This window comes from Catellatospora methionotrophica (assembly GCF_011297335.1).
Taxonomy (GTDB): domain Bacteria; phylum Actinomycetota; class Actinomycetes; order Mycobacteriales; family Micromonosporaceae; genus Catellatospora; species Catellatospora methionotrophica.
Window position 1 is genome coordinate 15,957 of sequence record NZ_JAAOTJ010000034.1, and the last position, 17,590, is coordinate 33,546.

Annotated in this window: 15 protein-coding genes and 1 tRNA gene; 6 read left to right on the forward strand and 10 right to left on the reverse strand. The window is 66.4% G+C overall.

Features of this window, described 5'->3' with window-relative positions; all coding sequences use genetic code 11:
* Window positions 1–82 precede the first annotated feature (82 nt).
* Both HAV40_RS35985 and HAV40_RS35990 read right to left on the reverse strand, forming a co-directional pair.
* A complete protein-coding gene (locus tag HAV40_RS35985; RefSeq protein ID WP_166388781.1) occupies window positions 83–979 on the reverse strand; it encodes an endonuclease domain-containing protein in 897 nt (298 codons plus the stop codon).
* Window positions 980–1,176: 197 nt separating this feature from the next.
* Window positions 1,177–1,794 (reverse strand): helix-turn-helix domain-containing protein, encoded by a 618-nt coding sequence (locus tag HAV40_RS35990; RefSeq protein ID WP_166388782.1) that lies wholly within the window; start codon window positions 1,792–1,794, stop codon window positions 1,177–1,179.
* A gap of 142 nt (window positions 1,795–1,936) precedes the next feature.
* On the opposite strand from HAV40_RS35990, the gene HAV40_RS35995 reads away from it, so the two are divergent.
* From HAV40_RS35995 to rlmB, 3 genes are all read left to right on the forward strand, one after another.
* Complete coding sequence (locus HAV40_RS35995) at window positions 1,937–2,602, forward strand: HAD family hydrolase (RefSeq protein WP_166388783.1); 666 nt, start codon at window positions 1,937–1,939, stop codon at window positions 2,600–2,602.
* Between the two features lie 174 nt (window positions 2,603–2,776).
* On the forward strand, window positions 2,777–4,192 hold the full coding sequence (cysS, locus tag HAV40_RS36000) for a cysteine--tRNA ligase (RefSeq protein ID WP_166388784.1): 1,416 nt from the start codon (window positions 2,777–2,779) through the stop codon (window positions 4,190–4,192).
* Window positions 4,192–5,322, forward strand: a complete 1,131-nt coding sequence (rlmB, locus tag HAV40_RS36005) for a 23S rRNA (guanosine(2251)-2'-O)-methyltransferase RlmB (protein WP_166388785.1) — start codon at window positions 4,192–4,194, stop codon at window positions 5,320–5,322. The genes cysS and rlmB overlap by 1 nt, the downstream gene beginning before the upstream one ends.
* 92 nt (window positions 5,323–5,414) lie before the next feature.
* Here the strand turns inward: rlmB and HAV40_RS36010 are convergent, their stop codons facing one another.
* Both HAV40_RS36010 and HAV40_RS36015 read right to left on the reverse strand, forming a co-directional pair.
* Window positions 5,415–6,806, reverse strand: coding sequence for a class II fumarate hydratase (locus tag HAV40_RS36010; protein WP_166388786.1), 1,392 nt, complete (start codon window positions 6,804–6,806; stop codon window positions 5,415–5,417).
* 101 nt (window positions 6,807–6,907) lie between these two features.
* Window positions 6,908–7,999 (reverse strand): ABC transporter ATP-binding protein, encoded by a 1,092-nt coding sequence (locus HAV40_RS36015; RefSeq protein WP_166388787.1) that lies wholly within the window; start codon window positions 7,997–7,999, stop codon window positions 6,908–6,910.
* A gap of 265 nt (window positions 8,000–8,264) precedes the next feature.
* Here HAV40_RS36015 and HAV40_RS36020 point away from each other — a divergent pair.
* Window positions 8,265–8,340, forward strand: a tRNA-Thr gene (locus HAV40_RS36020).
* A 259-nt stretch (window positions 8,341–8,599) separates the two neighbouring features.
* Here the strand turns inward: HAV40_RS36020 and HAV40_RS36025 are convergent.
* From HAV40_RS36025 to HAV40_RS36040, 4 genes are all read right to left on the reverse strand, one after another.
* Window positions 8,600–8,968, reverse strand: a complete 369-nt coding sequence (locus HAV40_RS36025; RefSeq protein ID WP_166388788.1) for a hypothetical protein — start codon at window positions 8,966–8,968, stop codon at window positions 8,600–8,602.
* A gap of 126 nt (window positions 8,969–9,094) precedes the next feature.
* Window positions 9,095–10,852, reverse strand: coding sequence for an IS481 family transposase (locus HAV40_RS36030; protein ID WP_239086880.1), 1,758 nt, complete (start codon window positions 10,850–10,852; stop codon window positions 9,095–9,097).
* 777 nt (window positions 10,853–11,629) lie between these two features.
* Entirely contained in the window at window positions 11,630–12,367 is a 738-nt protein-coding gene (locus HAV40_RS36035) for a hypothetical protein (RefSeq protein ID WP_166388789.1), read from the reverse strand.
* Between the two features lie 309 nt (window positions 12,368–12,676).
* Window positions 12,677–13,957 carry an AlbA family DNA-binding domain-containing protein gene (locus tag HAV40_RS36040; protein ID WP_166388790.1) on the reverse strand — a complete coding sequence of 427 codons (1,281 nt, stop codon included), beginning with the start codon at window positions 13,955–13,957 and terminating at the stop codon, window positions 12,677–12,679.
* A gap of 458 nt (window positions 13,958–14,415) precedes the next feature.
* On the opposite strand from HAV40_RS36040, the gene HAV40_RS39265 reads away from it, so the two are divergent.
* Complete coding sequence (locus HAV40_RS39265) at window positions 14,416–14,706, forward strand: DUF2511 domain-containing protein (protein ID WP_409365002.1); 291 nt, start codon at window positions 14,416–14,418, stop codon at window positions 14,704–14,706.
* A 119-nt stretch (window positions 14,707–14,825) separates the two neighbouring features.
* Here HAV40_RS39265 and HAV40_RS36050 read toward each other — a convergent pair whose 3' ends face one another.
* A complete protein-coding gene (locus tag HAV40_RS36050; RefSeq protein ID WP_166388792.1) occupies window positions 14,826–15,932 on the reverse strand; it encodes a DNA cytosine methyltransferase in 1,107 nt (368 codons plus the stop codon).
* A 64-nt stretch (window positions 15,933–15,996) separates the two neighbouring features.
* Between HAV40_RS36050 and HAV40_RS36055 the strand changes: the two genes are divergently transcribed.
* Window positions 15,997–16,449: a very short patch repair endonuclease gene (locus HAV40_RS36055; protein WP_239086881.1), complete on the forward strand. Its 453-nt coding sequence runs from the start codon at window positions 15,997–15,999 to the stop codon at window positions 16,447–16,449.
* 21 nt (window positions 16,450–16,470) lie between these two features.
* Here HAV40_RS36055 and HAV40_RS36060 read toward each other — a convergent pair whose 3' ends face one another.
* Window positions 16,471–17,367, reverse strand: coding sequence for a NaeI family type II restriction endonuclease (locus HAV40_RS36060; protein WP_166388794.1), 897 nt, complete (start codon window positions 17,365–17,367; stop codon window positions 16,471–16,473).
* Window positions 17,368–17,590: the final 223 nt, after the last annotated feature.

Consider the following 17,590-nt stretch of genomic DNA (forward strand, 5'->3'; position numbering starts at 1 on the left):
TGCCGCAACTCTTAAAGAGTTGCGCCTTCCGCGCGCCTCTGAAGCCGCGACTCTTTAAGAGTTGCGGCTGGTGGTGGTGGGGTTAGGGGCGCCAGCCGCGGGAGTGGAGGGCTTGGCGGAGTTCGGTGAGGACGGCGGGGAGGTCGGTGCGGAGGCGGCGGCTGGTGACGTGCAGGACGATCCAGCGCTCGGCGACGAGCAGGTTCAGCCGTCGGCGGTCGAGGTGGAACTGGTCGGGGTCGTCGTGCCATTCGCCGTCGTATTCGACCGCGACCCGGTATTCGGGCCAGGCCAGATCAGGATGCAGTATCCGGCCCCGCACCGGCACGGCGAGCTGGGCCTGTGGCTGGGGCAGGCCCGACAGGACGATGCGGACCCGCAGCTGCGACTCCGGCGGTGACTGGGCGCGGCCGTCGGCGAGTTCGAACGCGCGTCGAGCCAGGGCGCTGCCGCGTCGGCCACGACGGGCTCGGGCCAGGTCGGCGAGCTGGACAGGCTGCACCAGGCCGCTGCCGAGCAGCCCGTCGATGACGGTGACAGCGCGAACCACGTCGAACCAGCCCGCCAGGTCCCAGGCCGTACGCAGTGGTGTCGTGCAGAGTCGCCCGTCCACGCTGATCGTTTCGTCAGGATCGAGCACGGTCTCGTGGAAGAAGACGCCGCGTTGGCGCAGCATCGGGGCCTTCGGATGGGTGATGACGTGCACGTCGTCGTGGAACGCCGCCGCGTGCCGTACGCCGAGCAGGTATGCCGCGGACGGCCCGGCGACCACGGCGTCCGGCGGCAGCCCCAGCAGGGCCGCGCGGCACGCCAGGTCGTGGTCGCGAAGCAGTCGGGCATCGGCGTACACGTCGTAGCGCAGCCTGACCCAGGCGCTTGAGCGGACCTGGTGAGCGGTGAGCACACCGTGGCGCAGCACATCCGAACGGCGGAAGATCCGGCCGGAGAGCTCCGCCGGGCGATAGGGCCTACGTGGCATGCCCGACAGCCTGCCGCCACCCACACCCCCTGTGGAAGCCCTGTGGATAACTATGTGGACAACCCGTATCGCAACTGTGGATAACCTGCGGCTACCTGGGGATACCGAGGCCGCAAGTCTTTAAGAGTTGCGGCAAAGGGTGGGGCCGGCCCGGCCCGGCCCGGCCCGGGGCGGGCGGGGTGGGGCGGGTGGGTGGGTTAGGTGAGGGTGGTGGTGATGGTGGTGGCGGCGGTGACTACGAGGGGGCCGACGGTGGTGGGGTCGAGGGGGGCCAGGGCGACTACGCCGACGGAGGCGCGGAGGCCTTCGACGTGGTGGATGCGGGCGGCTATGCCGTAGGCGCCGGGCTGGAGTTCGCCGGTGGAGACGGTCCAGCCCTCGGCGTCGGAGAGGATCGCGCGGCCGGCGGCGCCGGAGTCGAGCGGGTGCCGGGAGCCGGTGCGGTAGGCGACGTGGAACATCGTCGAGCTCGGTTCGACGACGGCGACCGCGACCGCCTCGTCGCCGTCGGCGACGGTGAGGTGGGCGGTGGCGTGGACCTGGTCGGCGAGACGGCGCAGGGCGGGCAGGGCCGCGTCGGCCAGCAGCGGCTGGGCGCGCCGGGCCAGGTGCAGCAGGCCCAGGCCGAGCCGGAGCCGCCCGCCGGAGTCGCGGCGTACCAGCGAGTGCTCGGTGAGGGTGGTGACCAGCCGGTACACCACGGCGCGGCCGACGCCGAGGCGGTTGGCGGCCTCGGTGACGGTCAGCCCGCCGGGGGTGTCCGCGACCAGGGTCAGCAGGCGCAGCCCACGGTCGAGCGTCTGTGCGGTGTCCACGGGCTCAGCGTAGGGCTCGACGGTGGTGACTGGAGTGGCGGAGTGATCAAGGCAGGATGAGAGCGTCTCGCGACATGGGACGGCGTACCCCCTGCGGGTGACGGTGCAGGGCGCTGACCTGCTACTCCGCTAACGTGTACCGATGATCACGACTGTCGCCTTCGATGCCGACGACACGCTGGTGGACATCCGCGCCGCCGTGACGGCGGGCCTGCACGCGGTCACCGCCGCCGTGGCCGACCCGGCGCTGACCCTGGAGCTGTTCACGGCGGACGCCGACGAGCACTGGACGCTGCTGCCCGACCACCACGCGCGCGACATCCGGGCCGCCGCCATGCGGTACACCCTGGCCCGCTCGGGTCGCGAGCACGAGCTGGACCGGTGGCTGGAGCTGTTCTTCGAGGTGCGGTACGCGCACTCGCGGCCGTTCCCCGAGGTGCCCGCGGTGCTGGACAAGCTGAGCCGGGACTACCGCCTGGGCTACGCGACGAACGCCAACAGCCTGGCCGACCGGTGCGGGCTGGGCGGCCGCTTCGCGTTCGAGCTGTACGCGCTGGAGAACGGGGTGCCGAAGAAGCCGGCCCGGGGGTTCTTCGAGGCGGTGCTCGCCGCCGCGTCGGCGCAGCCGGACGAGGTGGTGTACGTGGGGGACTCGTACGCCCATGACGTCGCCGGGGCGGCCGCGGCGGGTCTGCGTACCGTGTGGCTGAATCGGTCGGGTGCCCCCGCGCCCGGACCGGTCCGTCCCGACGTGATGATCACGGACCTGGCGCAGTTGCCGGACGCGGTGGCGCAGTTGCACGGCTGAGCTCGCAGGTCGTCGCGGCTACCGCTGTGGCCAGGCCCGGGGCGGCGTCAGCGGTGATCGGGGTCACCTGCCCGGAGGGTCGGGAGTACCGGATCGCCGCCGACACGGACCATCTGCCCGCGCTGCGGTGGCTGCAGTCGCAATGGACTCGCTCGCATTGACTATCCTTGTGCGGTGACGTTGAGACTCTTTGACACCGCGACCAGACAGGTGCGCGACTTCGTGCCGCGCGTTCCCGGTCAGGCCTCCGTGTACCTGTGCGGTCTCACCGTCCAGTCCGGCCCGCACATCGGCCACCTGCGCTCGGGCGTCAACTACGACGTGCTGCGGCGCTGGCTGACGCACGCGGGCTACGACGTCGTGTTCGTGCGCAACATCACCGACATCGACGACAAGATCCTCGCCAAGTCGCTGGAGCAGGGTCGCCCGTTCTGGTCGATCGCGTACGCCAACGAGGTGACGCTGGCGGCCGCCTACCGGGCGCTGAACGTGCTCGCGCCGACCTACGAGCCGCGCGCGACCGGGCACGTGCCCGAGATGCACGAGATGATCACCGAGCTGATCGAGCGCGGCAACGCGTACCCGAGCAACGACGGCAGCGGCGACGTCTACTTCTCCGTGCGCTCCTTCGCCGACTACGGCGCCCTGTCCGGGCAGCGGCCCGACGACATGCTGGCCGCTCCGGACGGCCCGGAGCGGGCCAAGCGCGACCCGCGCGACTTCGCCCTGTGGAAGGGCGCGAAGACCGAGGAGCCCGACGACGCCGAGTGGCCCTCGCCGTGGGGCCGCGGCCGTCCCGGCTGGCACATCGAGTGCTCGGCGATGGCCAAGCGTTACCTGGGCGCCGAGTTCGACATCCACGGCGGCGGCCTCGACCTGGTCTTCCCGCACCACGAGAACGAGCAGGCCCAGTCGCGCGCCGCCGGGCTGCCGTTCTCCCGGTTCTGGGTGCATCACGGCCTGCTCAACCTCGGCGAGGCCAAGATGAGCAAGTCGCTGGGCAACGTCATCGACCTGGAGTCGGTCACCGAGCGCGGCATCCGGCCCGTCGATCTGCGCTACTACATGCTGTCCCCGCACTACCGGGCCCGCATCGACTTCAGCTGGGGCGCGCTGGAGGAGGCCGCGACGGCGTACCGCCGCATCGAGGGCTTCGTGCAGCGTGCCGTGGAGCTGGTCGGCGTGGTCGAGCCGGGCACGCTGTGCGCCGACTTCACGGCGGCGATGGACGACGACCTCAACACCTCGGCCGCGCTCGCGGCCCTGCACGAGGTGCTGCGCGAGGGCAACACCGCGCTGGCCGCCGGGGACGCCAAGGCCGCCGCTGGTGCGCTGGGCAGCGTCCGGGCGATGCTCGGCGTGCTCGGCATCGACCCGCTGGATGCGGCGTGGGCCGACACCAAGGGCGGCAGCGGGCTGCGCGACACGGTCGACGCGCTGGTCGCGCTCGCCCTGGAGCAGCGTACTGCCGCACGTGAACGTAAGGACTGGGCCGCCGCGGACGCCGTGCGGGATCAGCTGAAACAGGCCGGAGTCGTGGTGGAGGACACCCCGCACGGTCCACGCTGGACGATCGGAAGTGAACTGTAATGCCGGGCAACTCGCAACGCCGGAACATACGCCAGATCAGCAAGAAGAGCGCCGCCAAGGGCACCGGCGGCAAGGGCAAGGACACCCTGAAGGGCCGCGGTAAGACGCTGCCCGCCGACGAGCGTCCGTGGCACAAGGGTTACTCGGGCACCGAGAAACTGCCCTCGAAGACCGCCTGGAAGCAGGACAAGGAGCGCAAGGCGGCGACGGCCGAGGGACGCGCTCCGAAGATCGGCAAGCCCGGCACCAAGGACACCACCTGGGGCCGTGGCAACGGCGGCAAGGGCACCCCGACCCGGCGTACGCCGGCCGGGCGCGGCGGCGGCGGCGCACCCGTGCGCAGTGGCCCGCGGGTCGCGCCGGGGCGCAAGTCGCAGACCCCGAAGGACGCGCCCGAGCTGCTCGTCGGCCGTAACCCGGTGGTCGAGGCGCTGCGCGCGCACGTGCCCGCGACCGCGCTGTACGTGGCCCAGGGCCTCGACATCGACGAGCGCGTCACCGAGGCCGTACGCACCGCGGCCGACCGGGGCATCCCGCTGCTGGAGATCAGCCGCGTCGAACTCGACCGGCTCACGGGTGGCGTGCTGAACCAGGGCATCGGCATCCAGGTGCCGCCGTTCGCGTACGAGAGCTTCGAGGACATGCTCGCCGCGTCCATCGAGCACCCGGAGCCGCTGCTGGTGGCGCTGGACGGGGTGACCGACCCGCGCAACCTGGGCGCGGTGATCCGGTCCGCGGCCGCTTTCGGTGCGCAGGGCATCTTCGTGCCGGAGCGGCGCGCGGCGGGCATCACGGCGACGGCGTGGCGGACGAGTGCCGGTGCCGCGGCGCGGCTGCCGGTGGCGCAGGTGACCAACATGACCCGCTCGCTGAAGCAGGCGCAGGCGGAGGGCTTCGTGGTCGTCGGGCTGGACGCCGACGGGGAGGCTGACCTGTACGAGCTGGAGGCGGCCGTCGGGCCGCTGATCGTGGTAGTCGGGTCCGAGGGTCGTGGGCTGGGGCGGCTGGTGGGGCAGACCTGTGACATGCGGGTGGGTATCCCGATGGTGTCCGAGGTCGAGTCGCTGAACGCTTCCGTGGCGGCGGCGGTGGCACTGGCCGAGGTGGCTCGGCGTCGCCGGGCGGCGTGACGGGTTCTGTTTTCCATAGACGCTGGCCTATTACATCGAGTTTGATCTACAAATACTCGATGTAATAGGCCAGCGTCTATCTTATGGGCCGATCAGTCGGGCTGGCGGGTCATGGCGAGGACGTCGAGAGCCGCGTCGAGCTGCGCCTCGGTGAGTTTGCCGGCCTCCACGTGGCCGCGTTCGACGACGACCTGGCGGATGGTCTTGTTCTCCGCGAGGGCCTGCTTGGCAACGGCCGCCGCCTCCTCGTAGCCGATGTGCCGGTTCAGCGGCGTCACGATCGACGGCGAGCCCTCGGCGTACAGGCGGGCCACCTCCTCGTTGGCCTGCAGGCCGACGATGCACTTGGCGGCGAACAGGCGGCTGACGTTGGCCAGCAGGGTGATGGACTCCAGCAGGTTGCGGGCCATCACCGGCAGCATCACGTTGAGCTCGAAGTCACCCTGCGAGCCCGCGAAGCCGACCGCCGCGTCGTTGCCCATGACCTGCGCGCAGACCTGCCGGACCGACTCGCAGATGACCGGGTTCACCTTGCCCGGCATGATCGACGAGCCGGGCTGCAGGTCGGGGATGCGCAGCTCGCTGAGGCCCGCACGGGGCCCCGAACCCATCCAGCGGACGTCGTTCGCGATCTTGTAGAGGCTGACCGCGGCCGTACGCAGCTGGCCGGACAGCTCGACCAGGGCGTCCCGCGCACCGTGCGCCTCGAAGTGGTTCTCGGCCTCCTTCACCGGCAGGCCCGTGTTGGCGGCCAGCCTGCGGTAGACCTCACGGCGGAACTCGGCGCTCGCGTTGACGCCCGTGCCGACCGCGGTGCCGCCCAGCGGCAGCTCGGCGACGTGCGGCAGGGTCGCGGCGATGCGCTCGGCGGCCCGGTGCACCTGCTGGGCGTACCCGGAGAACTCCTGGCCCAGGGTCACCGGCGTGGCGTCCATCAGGTGGGTGCGCCCCGACTTCACCACGTGCGCGAACTGCGTCGCCTTGCGCGACAGCGCGTCCTCCAGCTCCATCAGCGCCGGGCGCAGCTCGTACGCCACCAGCCGCAGCGCCGCCAGGTGGATCGCCGACGGGAACACGTCGTTGCTGGACTGCGACGCGTTCACCTGGTCATTGGGGTGCACGGCCCGGCCCAGCCGCTGCCCGGCGATCCGGGCCAGCACCTCGTTCATGTTCATGTTGGTCGAGGTGCCCGAACCGGTCTGGAACACGTCGAGCGGGAAGTGCTGCGCGAAGTCGCCCTCGGCGATCTCCCGAGCCGCCGACGCGATCGCCCCCGCCGTCTGCGCGTCCAGGTCACCGGTCGCCGCGTTCGCCTCAGCCGCCGCCTCCTTGATCTGCGCAAGAGCGATGATCAGGGGGTACGGCAGAACAGTGCCCGACACCGGGAAGTTCTCGATGGCCCGCTGGGTCTGCGCGCCCCACAGGGCCTCGGCGGGCACCCGGACCTCGCCCATCGTGTCGTGCTCGACTCGATACTCCGTCATGGCTCCATGCTTACCCCCTGGAGCACGGCTAACCGAAGATCGGCGCGCACATCACAAAGGGCGGGACCGTTTCCGGTCCCGCCCTTTCGTTACTGCTTGCGTCAGATACGCACGCCGGAAGCGGCGTGGAACGCGTGGTGGCTGCCCACGACCGGCTTCACGAACACCGTGTCGCCGAGGCTCGGCATCGCCTGGCGGGTCGTGGAGACCACGAACCGCTCCTCGCCGCCGTTGATCGCGGCGTGGCCGTACACGTTGGCGTTCGCGCCCAGGTCCTCGACCAGGTCCACGACGATGGGCATGCCGCCCTCGCTCGCGCCGACCAGGTCCGAGTCCTCGGGACGGAAGCCCACGGTGACCTGGCCGTTGCCGCCCTCGGCCTGAGCCGCGGCGATCTGCTCACGGGTCAGCGGGAGCACCATCTGGCCGAACACCGCACCGGCGTCGGTCAGCTGGACCGTCTTGATGTTCATCGCCGGCGAGCCGATGAAGCCCGCGACGAAGACGTTGGACGGCCGGTCGTACAGGGCACGCGGGGTGTCGCACTGCTGCAGCACACCGTCGAGCAGCACGGCGACGCGGTGACCCATGGTCATGGCCTCGACCTGGTCGTGCGTCACGTACACGGTGGTGATGCCCAGCTGCGACTGCAGCGTCGCGATCTGCGAACGGGTCTGCACACGGAGCTTCGCGTCGAGGTTCGACAGCGGCTCGTCCATGAGGAAGACCTGCGGCTCACGCACGATCGCGCGGCCCATGGCGACACGCTGGCGCTGACCGCCGGAGAGCGCCTTCGGCTTGCGGCCCAGGTACTCCTCCAGCTGCAGCATCTGCGCGGCCTTCTTGACCCGGACGTCGATCTCCGACTTCGGGGTCTTGCGCAGCTTGAGCGCGAACGCCATGTTCTCGTACACCGTCATGTGCGGGTAGAGGGCGTAGTTCTGGAAGACCATCGCGATATCCCGCGACTTCGGCGGGAGGTTCGTGACGTCCTTGTCGTTGATGTAGATCGCGCCCTGGTCGACGTCCTCGAGACCGGCCAGCATCCGCAGGCTGGTGGACTTGCCACAGCCGGACGGGCCGACGAGGACGAGGAACTCGCCGTCGTTGATCTGGAGGTCGAGCTGGTCGACGGCGGGGCGGTCGGTGCCCGGGTAGATCCGGGAAGCCTTGGCATAGGTGACAGTAGCCACGGGGGTGTGTCCTTCCACCGGCAGGAACGTGCCGGACGATCCGAGTGAAAGTGAAGTGCCGAACACGTTTTCACGAACCCGGCGTTCGCCAAGGTAACCGCGTAACGGCTCGTAAACAAGCCCGTGGATCATCATGTGGAACGCGTCTGCCAGGCAAAACGGACCCTATGGTGATGATGGGTACGAAACTCCGGGGAATCCGGTAGCGAACCCGGTGCCCCTGCCGCGTACCATCGCTGGGTACGGGCGCTCCTGGTCCGTGCATGCCGGCCTGGCGCAATTGGTAGCGCACCCGACTTGTAATCGGAAGGTTAGGGGTTCAAGTCCCCTGGTCGGCTCCAACCCCAAGCCTCGCCGTGCACTGAACCGACGACTCGCAGACCGTGTCAGCGATCGCCGCCCCATGGGCCCTTGACCTGTTGCCTAGGCCGTTCGTTTGCTCAGTGCCTAGCTTCACCAGATGTGCGACATTTCGATACCAGCTGTCGTGCGACAGATGGCCTAGGTTTCTGAGTTCGGCCGTTGCGGCGGCCGGTTTTGTCGACGATGTTACGACTAGTGCTGGTGCCGATCGAGGGCATCAGCTGTAGATCACCAGGGCTAGGTGCGGAAGAGGGCATCCCAGCGATCGGTTGTTAGCAGCCAGATCGCGCGCGCGGACTCGTCGTTCGTCCATACCCAGGCGTCGGGGTCGTGGAGGGCCCGAATCTCGGCGGCCGTCAGCGGGCTTGCGGTGTCCCAAGTTTGGCCGGCGTCAGGCTCACGCAGTTCGATCCAGTCCCGCTCGACCAGGTCCGCAACAACCTCCTCAAAGCAGGGGATCAGCGCGCACGCGGCGTCATCGGTGAGCGTCGGAGCCGCGTTGGTACGAACGTCGTACTCGAAGATCACGCTGCGGAGATACCCCTCTTCCAAAGCCGTGATCATGACCGCGCACTGCTCGACTGTCAGCTCATCCCAGACACTCACCAGCCTCATGCTGCCATTTCTGCTGACGCCGAGGTAGCGCCCGTACTTGGCCGGCCCGGTCCCTGCTAATCGCCGGAGGATGTGGTCTTGCGGGGGCGGTGGGCCTTGATACTGCGCACGGGCTGGTCAGTCAGGCGCGCAACGGTTCGGACCGTTCCGTCGACGGCGATCCGAAACTGAGTGCCGTCGACCTCCACCGCGACCGTCTGGCGCGCGTGAGGTCGGCCGAGCGAGATCTTCTGACCGGCGACCATGATCACACCACTGTTGCTGGCCCGTCGTTGCACGATCATCGGTGCGGTCGACGCCTGCGGTTGCGGTCCGGCCGGGCGGGCGCCACGCAGTCGGGCGACCATCCGGAGCCAGCGGGTTCGGTCTGGTTCGTAGCAGTTCACGAGTCTGCGGATCAAAAAAGTGCAGTGTGTCAGCCTCGACGCGCACGCTGACCCGTCGCCCGGCGAGGATCTCCGCTGCCAGAACGACGTGCTGGCCCAGCGACACATGCCCACCGCGGTTGACGGTCCGGTCGACCTCCACAGCGCCGCAGCCGGGCTCGATGGGCGGCAGCGGGGACGGTCCGGCGGCCCTGCCACCGGCTGCGGCTAGAGCGGCCAGGTCGTTGACCGACAGGTGCGAGCGCACCGACTTGACCCGGGCACCGGCGATGAGCAGGTGGATCATATTCGTGTCGACCCAGAACGTCACCGTGACTCCGGACCGGGCGGTGCCCAGCCAGATCTGCTTGCCCCGGACCTCCATGTTGCCGCTGGGCGGCACGACCCGGTCGAACTCCACCGGTCCATGCGTCCACGGCACCATTGCCTCGGGTTGAGCCTCGGCAAGCTGCGACGGCACACCGGCCTCCTCACGCAAGGTCTGCGCCAGCGATCCCGGCAGACGCAGCGGCAGCAGCTCCGCCGCCGATGTCCCGCCATCATCGTCACGCGCGCTGGCGAACCTGTCAGTCGGGCAGGCCATATCCAGCGACTGGTGCGGCCGTCTGATGTTGTAGTGGACGACCCACTCGTCGACCGCCGCCTGCGCCGCAGCGACGTCGGCGAACCTGCCGCAGTGATCCAGCAGCTCACGGCGCAGGCTCTGATGGAAGCGTTCCACCTTCCCGGTCGTGGTCGGCGACGCCGGTTGCGTCAGCCGATGCGTGATCGCGTTGTCGCGGCAGATCCTGTCGAACAGCACCTCACCGCCCTTACCGAACCGGTCGGTGAACTGTTTGCCGTTGTCGGTGAGCACCTCCGCCGGTACCCCGAACCGGGCCAGGCCCTGCGCGAACGCCAAACACACCGCACGGCCCGTCGCCCGCGGCACCACTTTCGCGATCACGCAGAACCGCGAGTGGTCGTCCACCCCGGTGACGACCTTGGCTTCGGTGCCGTCGGCCAGCAGCACGCCGCCCACGATGTCCATCTGCCAGAGCTGCATCGGCTCCGGGCGCTCCCACCTGCGGAAGTCCTCCCGACGACGGCCCCGAGGCTGCGGCCGGATCAGGCCATGGCGCACCAGAATCCGGTAGACCGTCATCACCGACGGCACCGGACCCGGGCAGCCATCCCGGCCGAGCTCGAACGCGATCCGACGCGCACCCCACCGCGGATGCTCCCGCCGCAGCTCACACACCGCCGCCTCCACCACCGGCGGTGCCTGATGAGGACAGGTCAGCGGACGTCGGGAACGATCCGCCAACCCAGCCAGGCCATCACGCTCATACCGCGACAGCCAACGGTGAACACTCTGTCGCCCGACCCCATGCAGGGCAGCGACCTCGACAACCGAGCGCCCAGCCTGGACAGCCAGCACCGCCCGATACCGCTGCTCAACCTTCGACAAATCAACTAGCGCCAATCCCGGCTCCTGACCACGTGACATCCGCAAACGTCACGTGCTCAACAGCCGACTACGGCACCTGTCGCACGTCTACTGGTATCGCTCTGTCGCACATCACCCGGTACCTGACATCCTCATGCCATCGGCATGTGTCGAAACTTTCCATACGAGGTCAAGGCGGCCCGCAAGCGGGCCGCGCCTGGCCGGGCTTCCGGGCGACGCTCATGCCTGCGGCCCGCGCCGCCCGAGCCCGGCCTGCGCGAACATTCACGGCACCGGCACCTCCATGCATGGATCGACCAAGCCGCGGCATGTGATGCCGCAGTTCACGGCTCGATCAGATGCGGACGGAGACGACCAGCCGACGTTGACGACCTGGTCGACGCCGACGAGCACCGGGAACACCGGTGACCAAGACGGCGACCGCTCAGCGAATGGAAATGATCTTTTGTCGACAGGATGATCACCATGACAAAGATCATTTATTTGATTTTATGATCCATTTTTGCGCACATCAGACGGACTAACTGACCGCAGCTCCCGCCGCCGTCACACCCGTGCCGCCCAATGTCTCCAAGGTCAAAGTCAACCCTCAACCTCGGGCTCCGGGGAGTCGCACCCCGCCCACCATCGGCCCGGGCAAAGCCTTCATGATCTCCGGCCGTGGTCAAGGTCGTTCAGTCGTGGAGTGCTCCACCTTGACCACGGCCGGAGATCATGACCACGGAGTGCGGGCCGACGGCAGACGGGGAGCTAGGTGGGCATCGTCGAACAACAACCGGCTAGCCCTCACCGTAGTCAGCTGCACTGGGCCAAAGATCATTCGATCTCTTGAGTGCCCTTTGCGCTATGCAGAATAAGAAAAATACGCTGCAACCCATCCTCACCTATCAACTGTACGGCCAATTCGCCAAGTTCAGTGAGCGCAAGAGATTCGCTATTCTTGTGCATCAAGCCTTCGTTAATTAGGTCTCGAATTAGCGATTCGAGGATTCCCTTCGGCAGCGCTGTGATCTCGCGCAATGCGTCAACGCCGACTGTTGAAGACGAAATAAGACCTCCTCTGGAAAGAAGGTGCAGCGCTACGATACCGGCCTCTATAGCGAGTTTGCCCCGTTGTCCTTTTTGGCTTTCCTGGCGAACTCGCATGCCCTCAAGTGCCACATACCACCAAAAGATGCGAACGTGTGGAGGGCGAAGTTTGCTGAACTTGTCGAGCAGGAAGGCAGTTATATCGATCTTCGCAGGATCATGCAGAGAATTCGCCACGAATGCAGCGAACGTTTCTCGGTAGGTAACGTCGCTCGGACCAGTGAGTGCTTGCAAGCCGTGAGCGAATACGTCCGCGAATTCGCCGCCTTCGGCAACTGCTTCGACTATTCGATCCTCGTCCGACCCTGCTGCGGCCGCGACTGATTCAAGGTAATCGTTAGCGCGGTGCTGCCAGGCCCGCTTTAACCCGAACGCAATTTTGCCGCCAGGTAGGAATGCGCCGGTTCCGACCTCGACGTTGATGCTGATCTCTCGCTGATCGGTGCGTTCGAGCTCAGAGCCCATCGACTACTCCTCATCCTCATAACCAAAGTGCTCAATATGCTCGTCAACTCAATGATCGGCGAAGCCTTGCCGATAAGCTGCCAGCGCAACGAATGTAGCGATGTGCTTCAAGGTGACTCTGATCAGGGTTCCTACAGCAGCGAAGTACAGCAACGCGGCCGCCCGTGGACGACCTTGGAAAACCCAGCCACGCCGCCGACCTCGTGTCTGACCTTCACCGACCGCGCTACAGCAAATCCGTAGGTTCAGGGTTCGAGGTCGGGCCGTACTGACGAGTCTTTCGACCAGACCTGGCGCGACGGGCCGGAGCTAGTCTCTCTCCCTGAACCGGGACATCGGCACTCGGTCGTCCTCGACGTCGCGATTGATTTCGACGTCCAGGCCGAACAGACCGTAGACCCTCAGGAGGGCTTCATAGGTATCACGCTCTGGGTCTCCAACCGCAGGCCAGGACAGGTCCAACATGTCCGCGCTGGCTGGCTGCGCGTCGCTGATCATCATGTGAAGTTGGAAGTTCGCAGCACCGAGCAGGCGCGGTTCATCGCCCCTGAAGCGTCGGGCCACGATCCGGTGTTGGACTGCTCCAGTCACCCGCGGCTTGATGAGATCGTCTGCGATTCGGAAGTACTCCAAGGTCATTTCTGTGAGAACCCAGGGGTTGATGCGTTCTCGACGCGAGTACTGCTCCATTGCCCAGCCCAGCAGGTCTGATGTCGCTGGAAGCCCTGCGGTTAGGAGGCCGTTGGGACGGACCCATAGGGCATACCGCGTCTGATCCAGATATAGGCCACCACCTAGCACACGGAGTCTTCCCGTACGGTCCGCCAGGTTGAAGCCGTCCCGCCTAAGGACGTCCTGATGACTCAGGGCACCTTGCACCCCGTTCCCGCCGAACATCTCACGCAGTAGCCCCGCACGGCCGGTCGGAATGCTCTGAAGGTAGAGCACTGGAACATCCGCCCAGTCCTGCATCTGTTCCATTTCGTTGATGGACTCTTCGGCCAGGAGGGCCATATCCGAGACGGGAATGATCTGGGACTGCTCCTGAGGCCAGGCTCTTGCCCGCAGACCTTCGTTGATCAGGCCGTATACGTCGTCGGGTGGCAAGTAAACGGTTCTGTCGCCGTGGCGTTGCGGGATCACGACGCCCTCTGCGAGCTTGTCCCGGTCGTTGATCATTCTCCGGACGATGACATATCGCGTGCTCTCCGCCACCGGTTCGACGTCAAGCACCAGGTAATGGTCTGGGCTGTCGGGGTCCGGGTACCAAGCGTGACTGACGACCACCCGTGGCCGCAAGTGCTCGTTTAGCACGTCAATCCAGGTGTTCAGGTCAGCCGCGCTCTGGGGAAACGGGTGCCGTTTGTCAGCTACCTCCAGCGCTTGATCGTCAAGCTTCTTCGTCGAGATACCGAGGACCAGCAGGCCGCCCTGGGCATTGGCGAATGCCGCGACGTCCTTGCACAGTTCGTACTTTCCCTTGTCCGTTTTGATCGGGTAAGGGGAGGACTTAAAGTCCAGCCACGATGTCTCAGGAAGACCGAGCAGATCATCCGGCTTTCCGGATGCAAGCGCATTGATCACGGTCATACGACTCAGGCTCACATCCGAGAAGCTACCGGCAGCTTCGGTGACGGCAATGCCGAGACACGGACGCTGGCAGTAGACCATCTGATGGTCTACCCCTCATGGGCTGATCGGCCAACCTAGAAGCCTGGGCAGTGAAGGTTAAAGAGCAACGCCAGGCCGTCTTCAGGCCGTCGAGCATGATCCTAGGCCGTCTCCAGGCCGTCAAACGGCGACCAACAACGACCGGTGTTGGCTGACAACGTGAAGCGGAACAGCAGCCCAGAGGGCGTGCCGATCGCTTGACCATGAGGGCGACGGACGAGTCGGCCTGTACGCCGGATGCTGGTCGGCCGTCGGCCGTCGGGTCGGGCGCTAAGCCCGGTGCGGTCGGGATGCCGACAACCGCAGGACCCGCTGGGGCCGCGATACTGCTCAGCGTGAGACGAAATATATCTATCGCTATCACTGCAATGGTGCTGATGCTGACCGGATGTGCCGAGGCCCGGGACACCTCCGTAGAAGTGTCAAGATCAAGCTTTAGTGGCGAGGGCAAGGTATGGCCATTGACCGTAGAGTCCGGCAAGCTCGCGTGTGACGACGGTGTCAGCGTCACCTTCGAATCGTCTGGGTCGATATACGCCGTCAACGGCACAGCCAGAGATACTGGGATAGGCAGGGAAATCAGACCTATCTGGCGCGACGACCCCCAATACCCTGGCCTGAAGATCAGCATTAAAGACCTGATAAACACGGGCCTGGAACTCTGCTGACTGTACGTCTGAGCTCTCAGGGCTAGGCGTGCCGGGCAAGTGCTACAAGCGCCTGCTTATGGCAAATATCCAGCGCACGGCATGGCGGGCAAAGTTCCTCTGCCGTGCACTAGAAAGATCTACTTAGCTGTACTGGGGACGAGAGCCTTCTTGAGTTGTCGCGCGATGGCCTGGGCGAGGCCGCCTGGCACGGCGTTGCCGATCTGCTTTGCAATCTCGATCTTTGACCCGCACCATAGAAAGTCATCGGGAAAGTCCTGGAGGAGAGCGCCTTCGAGGTGCGTGATCACTCGGTTGACGCGCGGTCCGTTCTCTTCCCACTGGGGGTGCAGGTACTGTCCCTTCTCCGGTTTGAAGAATTCGGTTCGAATCGTCAAGGAAGGTGCGTCCCACCGCATACGGCCCATGACGTCGGTCGTGCCGGTCGGCTTGTCGCGCCAGCACCGCGGCAGCAGTTCGTCGGGCAGGTTGAAGCGGCCCCCGCCGGGGGGTACGCAGTCATAGCGCTTCAGCGAGAGCTCGCGCGGTTGGCGGCCGAAGTGCAGGTCAAGCCACTTGTACGCGCCTTGAATCTCCTCGCCGAAGAACTCCGTGCGGGTCTCGGGCAGTTCGGTGGTGGTGGGCATATCCGGCAGACCTGCGATACGGTCACGTACCGTCCGCCACGGCAGCTGGTCGCCGGTCGGCACCCGTGCATGAGTCGGGTCCGGTAGGTCGATCTTGCCGATGCGTGAGCCGATGACGATCGTCCTGGGACGACGCTGGGCGACCCCGTAGTCTGCTGCCAGTAGTACGCCTGGGGTGAGCTCGTAGTCGGCAATCATGCCGTGGTCGGCTTCGTCGAGCAGAAGTTGAAACTCGGTGCTGGCGGAGAACCGTTCGACGTTCTCGATGACGAACACCCGCGGCTTGACCGTGGCTACGACGCGGAGGTATTCCTTCCACAGCTGGTTACGTGGGTCGTTGACGTCCTTGCTGCCGAGGTTCGAGAAGCCCTGGCAGGGCGGTCCGCCGATGACGACGTCGGCCTCAGGTAGCAAGTCGTTCGACACCTGAGTGATGTCGCCCCAGATCGTGTGGTCCTCGCCGAAGTTCGCCGCATATGTCGACGCCGCCTGCCGGTTGAACTCCACCGCGAGCACGGGTTCGAACCCTTCGCGCGTGAAGCCGGAGGTCATACCGCCGCATCCGGCGAACAAGTCGATCAAGGTCAGCGGCTTTGCCATGCGCCGATCTTAAGGCCAAGGGCCGACGTAAGGCGGAACCGAGATGCGCGACTATCCTCACGATGTGGCGAAGACCCCGCAGTCCTGGGCCTCCTCGGAGGGAACGCGGCGCAGCATGCAAGCCAACCGAGGTAGGGACACCTCGCCGGAGCTCGCGATCCGTCGGCGAGCACACGCCGTCGGACTGCGCTACCGCGTCTGTGTGCGGCCCCTGCCAGGGCTGCGCAGGACCGCCGACCTGGTGTTCACCCGGGCGAAGGTCGCGGTATTCGTGGACGGGTGCTTCTGGCACGGCTGCGAGCAGCACCACACGGTTGCCAAGACCAATGCAGAGTTCTGGGCGAAGAAGGTCCAGGCGAATCGCGGCCGGGACCTTCAGACGGACGCCGCGCTCACCGCCGCTGGCTGGACGGTCGTGCGGATCTGGGAACACGAAGACCCCGACCATGCGGTGGACCGGATCCGAGCGGCGGTCACGGACGCCAGAATCAGTGCCAGCCGTACGGCGGGGGCTTGACCCACTCCGTCTCACGCAGTGTCAGTACTGGCCTTCGCCTTGTTTGGGCAATTTCGGACCGGGCTCTTCGGGGTCGTCGGTTCGAGCTACGCGCCACAGCTTCCCGGCGATTTTCGTGCACTTCTCCGGGTCGCCGTCTTGCCAGAGTGCAAGTCGGGCGCTCACGAACCGACCGAGAGTAGGCACGGGCAGGCCCAACTCCCTGGCCATCTGCGGGTGCGGCCTGTAGTGGCCGAAGATCACGATTCCTTCGTCCTTGAGCTGTAGCCGCGCGTCTCGCACCCTCTTAGCGCTGTCGATCTGCTGTGCGGCGGTCTCCACGGTCGCGCGGTTGACCAGCACGCCGGTCAGCTCGCGAAAGAGGTTCGTCACGGCCGTTTGCCCGGCCTTCGCGTTGACGATCTTGTCGAGTTTCTTCGGGTCCTGGATGTGCAGCAGTGTGTTCTTCACGAGATTCGCACCCGGCTTGATCCAGAGGATGCGATCGCGGCCCCGGTCGTTCAGCCGCCGTTTCTTGTCCCGTTGCTGGCCCGGAGGTCGCAAGACCGCGTCGTCGATGCGGATCAGCCCCGAGGCCCATCGGGCGGTGTACTCGTTGGCCCAGACAACAAGGGCGATCTTGCTGCCTTGTTGGTACATCTCCTGCGGGATCTCCCAGCCGTAGAGGTCCATGGACCACTTGCAGTCGACGTCCGCCCCTGCGATCTCGTAGTCCAGGTCCTCACCGTCGCGGAACAAGAACTCTCGTTGTAGCCAGATCTCCACGAGCGTGCCGATGTGAGTCTTCTCCGTCTTCATCAACTGGGTGAAGTCCCATCGACCGGTACGGCGACCGTCGTAGATCTGGTCCAGGGCCTCACGGATCGCATATCCCGTGCGGGAGCCGGATGGATCCAGTCTCTCGATCTCGTCGTGCACCGCCCAGAGCTGCGGATCCTCGTCTCGCAAAGGGGGGCGTGCATCCGTCTTGAAGGGGTCCGGGCCGCGGGCCGCCTTCGGACGCCCAGAAGTCTTGGGGCGAGGCGGGCGGAGCCGGTCACGGTGATACCGCAGGACCTCGGGGACGTCTACGGCGTCCCCTGCGAGACCGTCGAAGAGCTCACTCTGCTCGAAAGACACGAACCGGAGATTGCCGGCAAGT

Excerpts from the sequence above, each read along its gene's own strand:
- HAV40_RS35985 (WP_166388781.1), bottom strand. The coding sequence starts at position 979 with ATGCCACGTAGGCCCTATCGCCCGGCGGAGCTCTCCGGCCGGATCTTC.
- HAV40_RS35995 (WP_166388783.1), top strand. The coding sequence starts at position 1,937 with ATGATCACGACTGTCGCCTTCGATGCCGACGACACGCTGGTGGACATC.
- rlmB (WP_166388785.1), top strand. The coding sequence starts at position 4,192 with ATGCCGGGCAACTCGCAACGCCGGAACATACGCCAGATCAGCAAGAAG.
- HAV40_RS36010 (WP_166388786.1), bottom strand. The coding sequence starts at position 6,806 with ATGACGGAGTATCGAGTCGAGCACGACACGATGGGCGAGGTCCGGGTG.
- HAV40_RS36030 (WP_239086880.1), bottom strand. The coding sequence starts at position 10,852 with ATGTCACGTGGTCAGGAGCCGGGATTGGCGCTAGTTGATTTGTCGAAG.
- HAV40_RS36035 (WP_166388789.1), bottom strand. The coding sequence starts at position 12,367 with ATGGGCTCTGAGCTCGAACGCACCGATCAGCGAGAGATCAGCATCAAC.
- HAV40_RS36040 (WP_166388790.1), bottom strand. The coding sequence starts at position 13,957 with ATGACCGTGATCAATGCGCTTGCATCCGGAAAGCCGGATGATCTGCTC.
- HAV40_RS39265 (WP_409365002.1), top strand. The coding sequence starts at position 14,416 with ATGCTGACCGGATGTGCCGAGGCCCGGGACACCTCCGTAGAAGTGTCA.
- HAV40_RS36050 (WP_166388792.1), bottom strand. The coding sequence starts at position 15,932 with ATGGCAAAGCCGCTGACCTTGATCGACTTGTTCGCCGGATGCGGCGGT.